Origin of the sequence: Pseudomonas brassicae (assembly GCF_010671725.1) — a bacterium.
Lineage (GTDB): Bacteria > Pseudomonadota > Gammaproteobacteria > Pseudomonadales > Pseudomonadaceae > Aquipseudomonas > Aquipseudomonas brassicae.
Genome location: NZ_JAAHBU010000160.1, coordinates 1 through 13,677, shown reverse-complemented (window position 1 = coordinate 13,677; position 13,677 = coordinate 1). Strand labels below are relative to the sequence as shown.

Below are 13,677 nucleotides of genomic sequence, written 5' to 3'. Positions count from 1 at the left end.
ACCAGTTGGCGGTAGCGCTGCCAGTCCAGCTCGGCGCGCCGCGCTTCGGCCACGCCGGCTTCGCGCTCGGCAGCTGCCTGCGCAATGGCCTGGTGCTGTGCCTGCAGTTGCGCCGCCAGGGTCAACAGGCTGGCCTGCTGCGCCTGTACCGAGGCCGCGCTGCCAGCCAGGTTCGCGCGGGCCTGGCGCACCTTCTGGCGGTAATCACGGTCGTCCAGTTGCACCAGCAGGTCACCGGCCTTGACCCACGCATTGTCGTCCACGCAGACCTGCGCCACATAGCCGCCCACCCGTGCACTCACGGGCGCCCAGTCGGCACGCACGTAGGCGTCGTCGGTCTGTTCGTGAAAGCGCGTGCCCTGCCACACGTACAGGGCCGCCCCGAGCACCGCCATGCTCCCCGCAGCGCCCAGGGCCATGCGCAGGTGGCGGGTTCTGGAGGGTTGACTGGCCTGGGCAATGGGGGGCTCGGGGCTGGACCGCCTGGTTCATGTGTGCTGCCTCTCTGTTGGTAGGAGAGCGGCAGCTTAGGGGCTGATCAGCCTGTGATCGCTAGCGTTATCGCCAGCTATCGTCGCGTAATGGACAGCGTGTGCGTCACTGCAGCAGAAACGCCTGCACCTGCTCGGCACACGCCTGCGGGTCTTCCTGCATGAAGCAGTGCCCGCCGGGCATGACCTGGCGCTCGACGCGCGGGTTGAGCCGCGCCCAACGGGCCAGCGACACCGGCACGAACGGATAGGTGCGGGTGCCGTTGAGCACCCGTACAGGCACCTGCACCTGAGCCAGCGCTTGCCACAGGCCGCGCGGCACCGAGCTGAACACATCGACTTCACGCGCAGGCCGGCACTTGAGCACCACCCCCTCGCCGCAGTCGCCAATGGCATGCTCGACATACGCCAGCAGCGCCGCGTCCTGCCAGCCCTTGAAAATCCCCCGGCCCTGCAGCGAGGTCAATGCTGCCGCACGGTCGGGCCAGTGGCTACGCCGCGTCGCCGCCTTGCGCGCCAGGCCATGACGCCGGTGCAGGCCGAACCAGGCTGCGACATTCATCACCCCCAGCATCGAGCGGCTGAACACTACCGGGTCGAGCAGTACCGCACGCTGGAACAGGCCCGGCGCTCGCGCCAGGATCAAGCCGGTCAGCACCCCGCCAAAGCTATGGCCCAGGGCAACGCGCGGCACCTCGCCGTACTCGCCGCGCCCCGCCTGGAACGCCTCGACCGCCAGCTGCGCGCAGCGATCCCAGCCCACGAACGCACCGCCATGGGCTGTCGCCGTGCCCCTGCACATCACTCAGCCACAGGTCGAAATGCTCGGCCAGGCGCTCCAGCAATGGCTGGTAGGCCAGGCAGCAGAAGCCGTTGCCGTGCAGAAAGTGCAGCAGCGGCTTGCCACTGGGCGGCGAGCGCCAGCCGCGCAGGGTGAAGTGTTCGGCGCACTCGTGCGACCAGGGGATCAGTTCCATCAGGACTCGCTGCAGGGGTTAGAAAAACCCCGATTCTACAAACAGCAGCGGATACAGCGATAGCACCAGCAACGCGGCCATCAGCCAGTTGAACAGCTTGAGCCAGCGCGGGTCCTGCAAGACCGTGCGCAGCGCACTGCCAAACATCACCCACACGCACACGCTGGGCAGGTTGACCAGCGCGAACACCGCCGCAATCACGATCACGTTGGTCAGGTAGCCCTGGCTCGGGGCATAGGTGGTAATGGCGCCGACGGCCATCACCCAGGCCTTGGGGTTGACCCACTGGAACGCCGCGGCGCCCCAGAAGCCCAGCGGCTTGCCGGCCCCCGGCGCCGCACTCGACAGCGGCCCGGAGGTAGCGATCTTCCAGGCCAGGTACAGCAGGTACGCCGCGCCCACGTAACGCAGCACGCCGTAGGCCAGCGGATAGGCCTTGAACACCTCGCCCAGGCCCAGCCCCACCGCCAGCACCATGACCATGAAACCCACGCTGATGCCCAGCGCGTGCGGGATGGTACGCCGCACCCCGAAGTTCACCCCGGACGCCAGCAGCATGGTGTTGTTCGGCCCGGGGGTGATCGAGGAAACGAAGGCGAACAGCATGAAGGCTGTCAGCAGGTTGAGCGAGGTGAGCATGGCAGGCATCCGCTACAGGGTGTGGTTGTTCGATGACACTAACCAAGTCCGGGCACGCTGCTGCGATACAGTTGCCGGCAATTGTACCGCTACACTTGCCCGGCGCCGCGCAGGCGCAATGACGCCGACCCTGCAATTGCCTTAGCATAGGGCCCTCGATTGCCCAAGACAGAGCCTTTGCCATGCCCCTGCACATCCGCCCCGCACGCCTTGAGGATGCCCCTCGGATACTGACCTTCATCATCGAGCTGGCCGACTACGAGCGCGCCCGCCATGAAGTCGTCGCCAGTGTCGCCGATATCGAGCGCAACCTGTTCGGCGAAGGCACCACCACCCAGGCCCTGATCTGCGAGCGCGACGGCCAGGCCATCGGTTACGCGGTGTACTTTTTCAGCTACTCCACCTGGCTCGGCACCCACGGTATCTACCTCGAAGACCTCTATGTGACCCCCGATGCACGCGGTACCGGCGCGGGCAAGCAACTGCTGCGTCACCTGGCCCGCGAGGCCTGTGCCAAGGGCTGCGGGCGCCTGGAATGGAGCGTACTGGACTGGAACGAACCGGCCATCCAGTTCTACAGATCCATCGGCGCGCAGCCGCAGGACGAGTGGGTGCGTTATCGCATGGAAGGTGAAACGCTACGCACTTTTGCCCGGGGCTGAGGCCGATGTTCTATCGACTCGCAGCCGATGGGCTGGTGCTGTTTCACTTGTCGTTCATCGTATTCGTGATGGTCGGCGGCTTGCTGCTGCTCAGGTGGCCACGCCTGTGCTGGCTGCACCTGCCGGCGGTGGCCTGGGGCATCCTGGTGGAGTTGCTGCACCTGCCCTGCCCGTTGACCGAATGGGAAAACCGCTTGCGCGCTGCTGCAGGCGATATCGGCTACCCCGACAGTTTTGTCGAGCATTACCTGATACCGGTGATCTACCCGGCCAAGCTCACACCGGGCATCCAGTTGTGGCTGGGCGGGTTGGTGATTGCAGTCAATGCGCTGGTGTACCTGTGGCTGTGGCGCTCACGCAAGCGCAGCGCCGTGCACTGATCGGCCAGGCGCAGCCGCCCCGGTTCAGGCATTGGCCACCGGGGTGGCCTCCTCCCGCGCCGCATAGCGCTGCGCCAGCACCGCGCAGACCATCAGCTGAATCTGGTGAAACAGCATCAAGGGCAGGATCACGGCGCCGATCGCGCCCCCGGCAAACAGCACCTGGGCCATTGGCACCCCCGTCGCCATGCTCTTCTTGGAGCCGGCAAACAGGAGGGTGATGCGGTCCTCGAGACAGAACCCCAACCGTTTGCCCAGTGCCTGCGTGCACCCCAGCACCACCGCCAGCAGCACGCAGCACACCAGCCCCAGGCCCACCAGACGAGCCGGCGGTACCGCGTGCCACAAGCCACTGATCACCGCATCGCTGAACGCGGTGTACACCACCAGCAGGATCGAACCCTGGTCGACGAGCTTCAGCCAGCGTGCGTTACGCGCCACCCAGGCGCCAATCCAGCGCCGCGCCAACTGGCCCGCCACAAACGGCACCAGCAGTTGCAGCACGATCTTGAACACCGCATCGAGGTTGGAGCCGGTATCGCCTTGCACCCCCATCAGTACCATCACCAGCAGCGGCGTAAGCACGATGCCGAGCAGGCTGGAGGCCGCCGCACTGCAGATCGCCGCCGGCACATTGCCGCGCGCCAGCGCGGTAAAGGCAATCGCCGACTGCACCGTGGCCGGCAGCGCGCACAGGTACAGCACGCCCAGGTACAGCTCATCGCCCACCAGCGGCAGGAACAGCGGCTTGAACAGCATGCCCAGCAACGGGAACATCACGAACGTGCAGCCGAACACCAGCAGGTGCAGGCGCCAGTGCCCTGCCCCGGCCGCCACCGCCTCGCGCGACAACTTGGCGCCGTGCAGAAAGAACAGCAGGCCGATCGCCAGGTTGGTCAGCCAACCGAATACCAGCGCGCCCTGGCCCTCACAGGGCAGCAGCGTCGCCAGCGCGATCACGGCGAGCAATGCCAGGGTGAAATTGTCGAACAGCAACCGCAGGTGCTTCATGACGCGTCCTGTCTTGTTATCGGGAAGGCACAGACGATAAGGTGTGTGCCCCTTTCCGACTAACGACAGAACGCCAAGAGTGTCGACCAAAGGACAACCCAGCGCCCCCCATGCGTCCTCGTTGAATGACCTGAAGGCGCTGCCACGCCCGGTGTACGGGCAGGCGCAGTCGCTGGCCAACGTGGCCCTGGGTTTTCGCCACCGGCACCCGTGGGGGCAGTTGTCGTATGCGGCGCACGGCGTACTGCACGTGCACACCCGCGCGGGCCGCTATGTGGTGCCGCCACAACGCGCGGTGTGGATACCGGCGCACACCCTGCACCAGGTGAGCTGCGCCAGCGACACCTGCATCCGCAGCCTCTACATCGAACAGGCCCTGTGGCCCGACAGCGAATGCCGGGTGATCAGTGTCAACGCGCTGCTGCGCGAGCTGATCCGCACCTTCAGCACCTTGCCGATCGACTACGACACCGAGGGCGACGCGGGGCGGCTGGTGGCCGTGCTGATCGACCAGTTGCTGGCCGCACCGCAGGAGCATTTGATTCTGCCGGTGCCGCAAGACCCGCGCCTGCGCGCGCTGTGCCGGCGCCTGCAGGCCCACCCCGAGCTGCCCACCGGGCTGGCCGAGCTGGGCCTGAAGTACAGCGTTTCGCAAAAGACCTTGAGCCGCCTGTTTCTGCGCGAAACCGGCATGACCTTTCGCAGCTGGCGCCAACGCATGCGCCTGCTCAGTGCGCTACCCGCCCTGAGCCGCGGCGAGCGGGTGACCGATGTGGCCCTGGCCTGCGGTTATGAATCGCTGTCGGCCTTCATCGCGGCCTTTGGCAAACAGTTTGGCTTGTCGCCAGGCGAATTCCTGCTGACCCACCGGAACCCCACAACGTGAACATGTGCACACCGAGTACCGCGCTGGCCTGCCTGTTGCTGGCCAGCCCAGGCGCCTTCGCCACCCCGGCCACCCCTGAGCTGGATCACACGATAGAAGCTGCCAGCCGGGCGGTCATGCAGGCCTACGCCATTCCCGGCATGGCGATTGGCGTGACCGTCAACGGCCAACGGCATTTCTACAACCTCGGTGTCGCTGCGCGCGACGGCGGCCAGCCGATCAGCCGCGACACCCTGTTCGAGCTGGGCTCGATCAGCAAGACGTTCAACGTCACCCTGGCGGGGTACGCCCAGGCTACCGGCAAGCTGTCACTGACCGACAGCCCCGCCCGGTACCTGCCGCAACTGCGTGGCAGCGCGCTGGAGCAGGTCAGCCTGCTGCACCTGGCCACCCATACCGCTGGCGGCTTCCCGCTGCAAGTACCCGACAGCGTGGGCGACAGTGGGCAGTTGCTGCGCTACTTCAAAGCCTGGACACCCGAGTATCCCGCCGGCACTCAGCGCACCTATGCCAACCCCAGCATCGGCCTGCTCGGCCTGATCAGTGCCAGGCAACTGGGCGGGTCCTACCGGTCGGCACTGCAAGACCAACTGTTCCCCGCGCTGGGGCTGACGAACAGTTTCGTGCAGGTCCCCGCCAGCCGGCAGGGGTTGTACGCCCAGGGCTACACCCGCGACAACGTGCCTGTGCGGCTCAGCCCCGGGGTACTGGCCGATGAAGCCTACGGGGTGAAGTCCAGCAGCAGCGACCTGCTGCACTTCGTCGAGGCGAACATCGACCCGGGCAGCGTCGACACGCCAATCAGGCAAGCCATTGCCGCCACACACACCGGCTACTACCGGCTAGGCGCCATGACCCAGGACCTGGTCTGGGAGCAGTATGCCTACCCGGTGGCCCTGCAGACACTACTGGATGGCAACGCCAGCGCCATGGCGCTGCAAACGCATGCTGTGACGCCACTGCAACCGCCCCTGGCCCCGCAACAGGCGGTGTGGATCAACAAGACCGGATCGACCAACGGCTTCGGCGGCTACGTGGCATTCGTGCCTTGCGCACGCATCGGCATCGTGATTCTGGCGAACAAGCAGTACCCCAACGAGGCACGGGTGAAGCTGGCCTACCAGATTTTCGCTGCGCTGCACGAGCACACGCGATGACCTTGAGCAACCAGGCCCGCAATACACTCAAGCTGCTGGCGATCCTGGGCGGTGTGTGGGGCTTGGGGCAGTTGCCGGTGAACATTGGCTCGAACCTGATCCTGTTCGGCGGGCTGCTGGCCGGCGCGGTGTTTGCGGCGCTCAACCTCTCGCGCATATTCGCCTTTCTCAATTACTGGCCTGGCTCACTGCTGTACAGCGTGGTGGTGGTGTACCTGTGCAGGATCAGCACGGAGAAAAGCCTCAACGCTCGCTTCGGCATCGCGCTCGAACACCTCGACCATGCGCCGATCCTCTATGGGGCGCTGTATTCCATTGCGTTTTCGCTGATGCTGGTTGGCTTTTACCTGTTGATCCCGCTGCGGATACGCCGCTGGTTCCCCGCCCGAGCCGCAACGGACACGCGCAAGCTGCCCGGTTCGAACCCTTTTTTGCAACGGCCCTGCTGTGCACCGCGTTCTACGCCCAGCAGCAATTGGACAAAGGGCTCGCGTTTGCCTTGATCGCCGATGCCGTGGCCGTGTCCGACTGCGGCCCGGTCGAGCCCGGCACGATGTACCTGCGCAAAGACCCTGCGCACTGCTACAAGCTGCAGGGCAACCCGCTCACCGCAACGTTCACCCTGCACACACTGGACAGCAAGGCCCCCTAGCCGCCAGGGGTGTGAGGCAACTGCAAGGCCCCACTGAACCTCTGCCGCGCCGCGCACCATTACGCCCGGCGCGGGTAACTTAATCGCCGAACCGCTGTCCAACCGCGGTCCAATCCTGCAGGTTCGATTCATGTCATTGCGTGTGTTGCGTCGGGCCCTCTGGGGCCCCCTGTTGTGCCCGGCCCTGGCCATGGCCACGTGCCCTTCGGGGCAGGCCCCGTTGTGTGCGGTGTCGTGTTACTGCGCGCCGATCCCCGCCGCCGGCCTGAACGACCTGGGGAGGTTGCTGGAGAACGTCGGGCAAATGGCCGCGTCCGGGCTGGCCGGTTGGCTGAAACTGTCCCGCGACACCGCCGCAGCCGGTGATGTGCAAGCTATCCCGCTGGATATTCGGGTACAGCTGGAGCCGTACTACGACTTCCAGGTACTGGATGGCGTGCGCTACAAGGTCGGTGACCCGCAGCAGCTCGATGCGACCACGGCCATGCTGCAGAACCCTGACGTGAATGCGGTGACGCTGGTAGACATCATCGTGTTCCGCCACGCCGAGGATGCGCGCGACAACGTTGCGCTGTGGGCGCACGAGCTCAAGCATGTGCAGCAGTATCAGCAATGGGGGATCGAGGAGTTCGCTGCCCGCTACACCCGCGACTACAACGCGGTAGAGGCGCCGGCGTATGCGATCCAGGCCCAGGTTCAGCAAGCGCTGAAACGCTCCACCGTGGGGTTGGCGCCTTAGCGGCAAGTGCTCGTCACGGTCGTCTGGAATGCCGCTGCACCTGCCGTACCGGAACTAGACTTGAAGATTGCCCTCACGGGTTTATGGCTGCGGCGCCGGTCATCGGTCGCCGCGTGGTGACTCACGATCAAGGGAGTGCACGCCATGGACGAGGTCAAGTTGCAGGCATTCATGGGCAAGCTGGTCAGCGACATGGGCGCCGCCGCGCTGCTTGCCAACGTTATTCTGGGCGACGAGCTGGGCCTGTACCGGGCCATGGCCGACAGCCAGCCCATCACTGCGCAAGCCCTGGCCGACAAGACCGGCTGCAATGCGCGACTGCTGCGCGAGTGGCTCAGTGCGCAGGCGGCATCGGGGTACATGGAACATCACGACGGCACCTTTCGCTTGCCCCAAGAGCAGGCCATGGCACTGGCGCTGGAAGACTCCCCGGTGTATGCCGCCGGGGGCGCCTCGGTGATCGCGGCGCTGTTTCATGACAAGGACAAACTGGTCACTGCCATGCGCGGCGACGGTGCGCTGGCCTGGGGCGACCATCACCCCTGCATGTTTAGCGGTACCGAGCGTTTCTTTCGGCCTGGCTACAAGGCTCACCTGGTCAGTGAATGGCTGCCGGCGCTGGAGGGCGTGGTCGAAAAACTACAGGCGGGCGCCAAGGTCGCCGACATCGGCTGCGGGCATGGTGCCTCGACGGTGCTGATGGCGCAGGCGTTCCCGGCTTCGCGCTTCGTTGGCTTCGATTGCCATGCGCCGTCCATCGCCACGGCCAGCGAGCGCGCGCAGGCCGGTGGCGTGGCCTCGCGGGTGCAGTTCAAGCAGGGCAATGCCAAGGACTACCCTGGCAGCGATTATGACCTGGTGTGCTACTTCGACTGCCTGCACGACATGGGTGATCCGGTGGGCGCAGCGCGCCATGCATATGCGTCCCTCAAGCCCGATGGCAGCGTGCTGTTGGTGGAGCCGTATGCCAATGACAGCCTGGACGAGAACCTGACGCCGGTCGGACGCTTGTTCTATGCGGCGTCCACCTTCATCTGCACCCCTAACTCATTGTCCCAGGAAGTTGGATTGGGGTTGGGTGCCCAGGCGGGCGAGACGCGGTTGCGCAACGTCTTCGAGGAGGCGGGTTTCAGCCGCTTCCGGCGTGCTAGCGAGACGCCGTTCAACCTGATCCTGGAGGTGCGCAAGTAGGGTTGGCGCCCCCTGCTGCCGAACCACCAAGGCCTGCCAGATCGACGTTGGCAGCCCTGGTGGTTCGACGTCAGCTCTGCCGGGGGCACCGCAGACACCAGCCAAATGCCCGTCCATGACCTACCCTTCAGGTTCACCCCTTTTTCTGCACACTCATGCTAATCGTCGAAAACCTGCACAAATCCTTCACCACCGCCCAAGGCACTCTGCCCGTGCTGCGCGGTGTCGACCTGCACCTGCCGAATGCCAGCAGCCTGGCCCTGATGGGCGAGTCCGGCAGCGGCAAGAGCACCCTGCTGCATCTGGTCGCCGGCCTCGAACGCGCCGACAGCGGCCGCATCCTGATCAACGGCCAGGCACTGCAGGCCCGCAACGAGGCCGGGCTGGCTCAATGGCGACGCGAAGGCATCGGCCTGGTGTTCCAGCAATACAACCTCATCAGCAGCCTCGACGTTGCCGCCAACCTGGCGTTCCAGGCGCGCCTGGCGCAACGCCACGATCCGGCCTGGGTCGGCTACCTGGCCGAACGCCTGGGCCTGGCGCCCTTGCTGCAACGCTATCCCGAACAACTGTCAGGCGGACAACAGCAGCGCCTGGCCATCGGCCGCGCGCTGGCCTCGCGCCCTGCCCTGGTACTGGCCGACGAACCTACCGGCAGCCTCGACGAGGCCAGCAGCGAAACAGTCCTCGCGCTGCTGCTGGAGCTGGTCAAGGAATGCGCCAGAGCCTGCTCATGGTCACCCACAGCGCACACCTGGCCTCGCGCCTGGAGCGCGGCCTGACCTTGCACCTGGGCCGTGTGCGCGCATGATCGGCCTGTGCCTGCACGCCCTGCTCAGCCATTGGCGGCGCCATCCGCTGCAATGCATCAGCATACTGACCGGGCTGTGGCTGGCCACCGCACTGTGGACCGGCGTGCAAGCGCTCAACGATCAGGCCCGCGCCGACTATGCGCGGACCAATGCGCTGCTTGCCAGCGCTGCCCACGCGCAACTGGTGCCGCGCCAGGGCGAGCGCTTCGAGCAAGGCGACTACGTGCAACTGCGACGCAGCGGCTGGCCAGCGTCGCCCGTGCTCGAAGGACGCCTGCGCATCACCACCGCGCACCCTCTGAACGTGCGACTGCTGGGCATCGAGCCGCTGAGCCTGCCGCCGGCACAGGGCTTGGCGGAGCAACCGATGGCGCGCCAGAGCTGCTCGCATTCATCGGCTCGCCCGGTCAGGCCTGGATCGCTGCCGATACCCTGCATCAACTTGGGCTGGCCCCGGGGGCCACGCCCCTGACCGCGGACGGCCAACGCCTGCCCCCCTTGCAGGTACGCGCGCAGCTTGCACCGGGCGTGATCGTGGTCGACATCGGCCAGGCCCAGCGCCTGCTGCAAGCACCCGGGCAACTGTCACGCCTGCTGCTGCCGGCGGATTTCACCGCGTCTTCGCTGCCCGAGTCGCTGGCGGCCAGGCTGGTATTGCAAGCCGCCAGCGGTGACGATGACCTGCAACGGCTCACTGCCAGCTTCCACCTCAACCTCAGCGCCCTGGGCCTGCTGGCCTTCCTGGTGGGCCTGTTCATTGTGCACGCGGCCGTTGGCCTGGCGCTGGAGCAGCGGCGCAGCCTGCTGCGCACGTTGCGCGCCTGCGGCGTCAGCGTACGCCTGCTGATCGCGGCACTCGCGCTGGAGCTGGGCTGTTCGCGCTGCTGGCAGGCGCCATCGGCGTGCTCAGCGGTTATTGGCTGGCGAGCCTGTTGCTGGGCGATGTGGCCGCCAGCCTGCGCGGCCTGTACGGCGCACAGGTGGCCGCACAACTGGACCTGCCGCTGCAATGGTGGCTTTCCGGCCTTGCAATCAGCCTGTGCGGCGCATTGCTGGCCGCGCCGGCAGCCTGCTGCGTGCAGCGCGCTTGCCGTTGCTGGCACTGGCGCAGCCACAAGCCTGGCGGTTGGCCCAGGCGCGCGGGCTGCGGCGCCAGGCACTGCTTGCAGTACTGCTGGTGTTGGTGGCGCTGGGCTGCTGGCAGTGGGGAGACAGCCTGCCCAGTGCCTTTGTGCTGCTGGCGGCACTGCTGCTGGCGGCGGCATTGCTGCTGCCGTTGCTGCTTGAGCGTGCGCTGGCATTGCTGCACCACGCGGGCCGCACGCCACTGGGCGAGTGGTTTGTGGCCGACAGCCGCCAGCAGTTGCCGGCGCTGGCGCTGGCGTTGATGGCACTGTTGCTGGCCCTGGCCACCAGTGTCGGCGTGGGCAGCATGACGGCCGGCTTTCGCCAGACGTTTCTCGGCTGGCTCGACCATCGCCTGACGGCCGAGTTGTACGTGATGCCCCACGACAACACGCAAGGCCTGGCCATCGGCGCCTGGCTGGCGACCCAGCCCAGCGTCACCGCGGTGCTGGCACAATGGCGTGTCGAGGTATCGATGCAAGGCGCGCCTGTGCAACTGCAGGGTGTCGTCGACCACCCCACCTATCGCCAGCACTGGCCGTTGCTCGAACAACGCGCCGATGCCTGGGCACAGATGGCCGACGGGCATGGCGCCATGCTCAGCGAGCAACTGGCGCGACGCCTGCACCTGAGCCTGGGCGAGCGCCTGGCATTGCCCGGCGTCGCGCCGCTGCAGGTGGTCGCGGTGTACGCTGACTACGGTAACCCGCGCGGGCAGGTACTGGTGAATGCAGGCTGGCTGCGCCAGGCCTGGCCGGGCGCCACACTGAACACCCTGAATCTGCGCATGCCCAGCGACCAGGTGCCCGCACTCAAAGCCGCCTTGCAGCAGCGCTACGCCCTCGACGCCACGCGGCTGGTGGACCAGAGCACGCTCAAGCACTGGTCGCTGGAGGTGTTCGAACGCACCTTCGCCGCCACCGACGCACTCAACAGCCTGACCCTCGGGGTGGCCGGCGTGGCGCTGTTCATCAGCCTGCTGACCCTGGGCCAGAGCCGCCTGGGGCAACTGGCACCGTTGTGGGCACTGGGGCTGCGGCGCCAGCACCTGGCAGCGTTGTCGCTGGGGCAGACACTGCTGCTGGCCAGCCTGACCGTGGCCCTGGCCATACCGTTGGGCTTGCTGCTGGCCTGGTGCCTGGTGGCGGTGGTGAATGTACAGGCCTTTGGCTGGCGCTTGCCGTTGCAGGTGTTTCCTGGCCAGCTACTGCAACTGGCGCTGCTGGGAGTGCTCACTGCACTGCTCGCAGCCGCCTGGCCGCTGTGGCAACTGGCGCGGCGCCAGCCGGCAGACCTGTTGAGGCAATTTGCCGATGAGACCTGAGCGCAGCCTGCTTGCCCTGTTGACGACGCTGCTGCTGACGGCCTGCGAGCCCACGCCCCCCGCGCCCGCCAGCTATGCCGGGCTGGGCCGGGACAGCGGCAACTTCCTGCCGGTACGGCAGGGCCGGACGCTGCAGTTTCCGCGCGACCACGGCGCGCATCATGGTTATCGGGTCGAATGGTGGTATGTGACCGCCAACCTGAGCGACCCCCAGGGCCGCGACTGGGGCGCGCAGTGGACACTGTTTCGTTCGGCGCTGCGCCCTGGCGAAGAGCAGCCGGGGTGGGCCAGCCCCAACCTGTGGATGGGGCACGCGGCACTGAGCGGGCCGTTCGGCCATCAGTTCAGTGAAACCCTGGCCCGTGGCGGTATCGGCCAGGCAGGGGTCACGGCGCAACCGTTCTCGGCCTGGATCGATGACTGGTCGCTGCAGGCAGATGGCGCTGAAGGTATAGAGCAGTTGCGCATGCGCGCCGCAGGCAAGGCATTCGCCTACGACCTGCAACTGCGCAGCGATCGCCCACTGGTGCTGCATGGCCGCCAGGGGTACAGCGAAAAGTCCGGCAAGGGCCAGGCCTCCTACTACTACAGCCAGCCGTTTTACCGGGTAACGGGAGAGGTAGTGCAGGCGGGCCAGCGCCACACCGTCACCGGGCAGGCATGGCTGGACCGCGAATGGAGCAGCCAGCCGCTGGCAGCGGACCAGCACGGTTGGGACTGGTTCTCGCTGCACCTGGAGGGCGGCGCGCGGGTGATGCTGTTTCAGGTGCGTCAAGCGCAAGGCGCAGCGTACCGGGCGGGTACGTGGATCGAGGCGGATGGCAGCAGCGTGGCAATGGACGGTGCAGAGGTGGTGCTGACACCGCTGTCGAACACCCGCCTGCACGATGGCCGCCAGCTGCCGACGCGCTGGCGGGTGCAGGTGCCGAGCCGCCAGCTGGATGTCGAGGTGGACGCCCTGGTGCCGCAGGCCTGGATGGGAACACGTTTTGCGTACTGGGAGGGCCCGGTGAAGGTGCACGGCAGCAGCGGCGGGCGTGGCTATCTGGAAATGACCGGGTATACACAATGACGCCGCCGCGCTGCGGCGTTCGCCGGCAAGGCCGGCGCCTGCACTGATCGGCGCATCCCTTGCCGGCGAACGAGTGTACTGCGCTCGCAGCAGCGTCCTAGAGCTTGAACTGCGTCACCAGCAGGTTGAGTTCTACCGCCAGGTTGGCCAGGTCCTGGCTGGCCGCATTGCTCTGGTTGGCGCCCGCCGAGGTCTGCGCCGACAGGTCGCGGATGTTCACCAGATTGCGGTCGACCTCACGCGCCACCTGCGCCTGCTCCTCGCTGGCACTGGCGATCACCAGGTTGCGTTCGTTGATCGCGGTGATGGCCTGGGTGATCTCGTCCAGCGCCTGCCCCGATGCCAGCGCCACGTCCAGCGTCGCGTGTGCACGCTGGTTGCTGTTGCGCATGGCGTCAACCGCACTGGCGCTACCCTGCTCGATGGTGTTGATCATGCTCTCGATTTCCTGGGTGGACTGCTGGGTGCGGTGCGCCAACGCCCGCACCTCATCGGCCACCACCGCAAAACCACGCCCGGCGTCGCCTGCACGGGCCGCCTCGATGGCGGCGTTGAGCGC

Annotated in this window: 13 protein-coding genes and 3 pseudogenes; 11 read left to right on the top strand and 5 right to left on the bottom strand. The window is 66.7% G+C overall.

Annotated features, from left to right (window positions below; all coding sequences use genetic code 11):
- The 3 genes and pseudogenes from G3436_RS12880 to G3436_RS12870 form a co-directional block, all read right to left on the bottom strand.
- The coding region (locus tag G3436_RS12880) for an HlyD family secretion protein (protein WP_420801206.1) at positions 1 to 389 on the bottom strand (389 nt) is incomplete at its 3' end.
- Positions 390 to 597: 208 nt separating this feature from the next.
- Positions 598 to 1,468 (bottom strand): annotated as a pseudogene (locus tag G3436_RS12875) (alpha/beta fold hydrolase).
- Between the two features lie 18 nt (positions 1,469 to 1,486).
- The gene (locus G3436_RS12870; protein ID WP_178116447.1) at positions 1,487 to 2,116 is read right to left on the bottom strand and encodes a LysE family translocator; all 630 of its coding nucleotides are present in this window, start codon (positions 2,114 to 2,116) and stop codon (positions 1,487 to 1,489) included.
- Between the two features lie 173 nt (positions 2,117 to 2,289).
- Between G3436_RS12870 and G3436_RS12865 the strand changes: the two genes are divergently transcribed.
- Both G3436_RS12865 and G3436_RS12860 read left to right on the top strand, forming a co-directional pair.
- Positions 2,290 to 2,769: a GNAT family N-acetyltransferase gene (locus tag G3436_RS12865; protein WP_163945464.1), complete on the top strand. Its 480-nt coding sequence runs from the start codon at positions 2,290 to 2,292 to the stop codon at positions 2,767 to 2,769.
- Between the two features lie 5 nt (positions 2,770 to 2,774).
- Entirely contained in the window at positions 2,775 to 3,149 is a 375-nt protein-coding gene (locus G3436_RS12860) for a DUF2784 domain-containing protein (protein WP_163945461.1), read from the top strand.
- Positions 3,150 to 3,173: 24 nt separating this feature from the next.
- Here the strand turns inward: G3436_RS12860 and G3436_RS12855 are convergent, their stop codons facing one another.
- On the bottom strand, positions 3,174 to 4,160 hold the full coding sequence (locus G3436_RS12855) for a bile acid:sodium symporter family protein (RefSeq protein WP_163945458.1): 987 nt from the start codon (positions 4,158 to 4,160) through the stop codon (positions 3,174 to 3,176).
- Between the two features lie 79 nt (positions 4,161 to 4,239).
- Between G3436_RS12855 and G3436_RS12850 the strand changes: the two genes are divergently transcribed.
- From G3436_RS12850 to G3436_RS12810, 9 genes and pseudogenes are all read left to right on the top strand, one after another.
- Entirely contained in the window at positions 4,240 to 5,046 is an 807-nt protein-coding gene (locus tag G3436_RS12850; RefSeq protein ID WP_163945455.1) for a helix-turn-helix domain-containing protein, read from the top strand.
- Between the two features lie 2 nt (positions 5,047 to 5,048).
- Complete coding sequence (gene ampC, locus G3436_RS12845; RefSeq protein ID WP_163945476.1) at positions 5,049 to 6,203, top strand: class C beta-lactamase; 1,155 nt, start codon at positions 5,049 to 5,051, stop codon at positions 6,201 to 6,203.
- Positions 6,200 to 6,706, top strand: coding sequence for a hypothetical protein (locus G3436_RS12840; RefSeq protein ID WP_163945452.1), 507 nt, complete (start codon positions 6,200 to 6,202; stop codon positions 6,704 to 6,706). Before ampC ends, G3436_RS12840 begins: the two co-directional genes overlap by 4 nt.
- On the top strand, positions 6,703 to 6,855 hold the full coding sequence (locus G3436_RS12835) for a hypothetical protein (protein ID WP_163945449.1): 153 nt from the start codon (positions 6,703 to 6,705) through the stop codon (positions 6,853 to 6,855). Before G3436_RS12840 ends, G3436_RS12835 begins: the two co-directional genes overlap by 4 nt.
- Positions 6,856 to 6,985: 130 nt before the next feature.
- Positions 6,986 to 7,594 (top strand): eCIS core domain-containing protein, encoded by a 609-nt coding sequence (locus G3436_RS12830; protein ID WP_420801205.1) that lies wholly within the window; start codon positions 6,986 to 6,988, stop codon positions 7,592 to 7,594.
- Positions 7,595 to 7,738: 144 nt separating this feature from the next.
- Positions 7,739 to 8,785 (top strand): class I SAM-dependent methyltransferase, encoded by a 1,047-nt coding sequence (locus G3436_RS12825; protein ID WP_163945446.1) that lies wholly within the window; start codon positions 7,739 to 7,741, stop codon positions 8,783 to 8,785.
- Positions 8,786 to 8,940: 155 nt separating this feature from the next.
- Positions 8,941 to 9,596: pseudogene (locus G3436_RS12820) on the top strand (ABC transporter ATP-binding protein).
- A pseudogene (locus G3436_RS12815) lies at positions 9,593 to 12,046 on the top strand (FtsX-like permease family protein). Before G3436_RS12820 ends, G3436_RS12815 begins: the two co-directional pseudogenes overlap by 4 nt.
- Entirely contained in the window at positions 12,036 to 13,118 is a 1,083-nt protein-coding gene (locus G3436_RS12810; RefSeq protein WP_163945444.1) for a lipocalin-like domain-containing protein, read from the top strand. The pseudogene G3436_RS12815 and the gene G3436_RS12810 overlap by 11 nt, the downstream one beginning before the upstream one ends.
- 97 nt (positions 13,119 to 13,215) lie before the next feature.
- Here G3436_RS12810 and G3436_RS12805 read toward each other — a convergent pair.
- The coding region (locus G3436_RS12805; protein ID WP_243667120.1) for a methyl-accepting chemotaxis protein at positions 13,216 to 13,677 on the bottom strand (462 nt) is incomplete at its 5' end.

What these genes read in the sequence shown, in the direction of transcription:
- G3436_RS12825 (WP_163945446.1), top strand. Translation starts at nt 7,739, where the DNA reads ATGGACGAGGTCAAGTTGCAGGCATTCATGGGCAAGCTGGTCAGCGAC.
- G3436_RS12840 (WP_163945452.1), top strand. Translation starts at nt 6,200, where the DNA reads ATGACCTTGAGCAACCAGGCCCGCAATACACTCAAGCTGCTGGCGATC.
- ampC (WP_163945476.1), top strand. Translation starts at nt 5,049, where the DNA reads ATGTGCACACCGAGTACCGCGCTGGCCTGCCTGTTGCTGGCCAGCCCA.
- G3436_RS12810 (WP_163945444.1), top strand. Translation starts at nt 12,036, where the DNA reads ATGAGACCTGAGCGCAGCCTGCTTGCCCTGTTGACGACGCTGCTGCTG.
- G3436_RS12830 (WP_420801205.1), top strand. Translation starts at nt 6,986, where the DNA reads ATGTCATTGCGTGTGTTGCGTCGGGCCCTCTGGGGCCCCCTGTTGTGC.
- G3436_RS12855 (WP_163945458.1), bottom strand. Translation starts at nt 4,160, where the DNA reads ATGAAGCACCTGCGGTTGCTGTTCGACAATTTCACCCTGGCATTGCTC.
- G3436_RS12860 (WP_163945461.1), top strand. Translation starts at nt 2,775, where the DNA reads ATGTTCTATCGACTCGCAGCCGATGGGCTGGTGCTGTTTCACTTGTCG.
- G3436_RS12865 (WP_163945464.1), top strand. Translation starts at nt 2,290, where the DNA reads ATGCCCCTGCACATCCGCCCCGCACGCCTTGAGGATGCCCCTCGGATA.
- G3436_RS12870 (WP_178116447.1), bottom strand. Translation starts at nt 2,116, where the DNA reads ATGCCTGCCATGCTCACCTCGCTCAACCTGCTGACAGCCTTCATGCTG.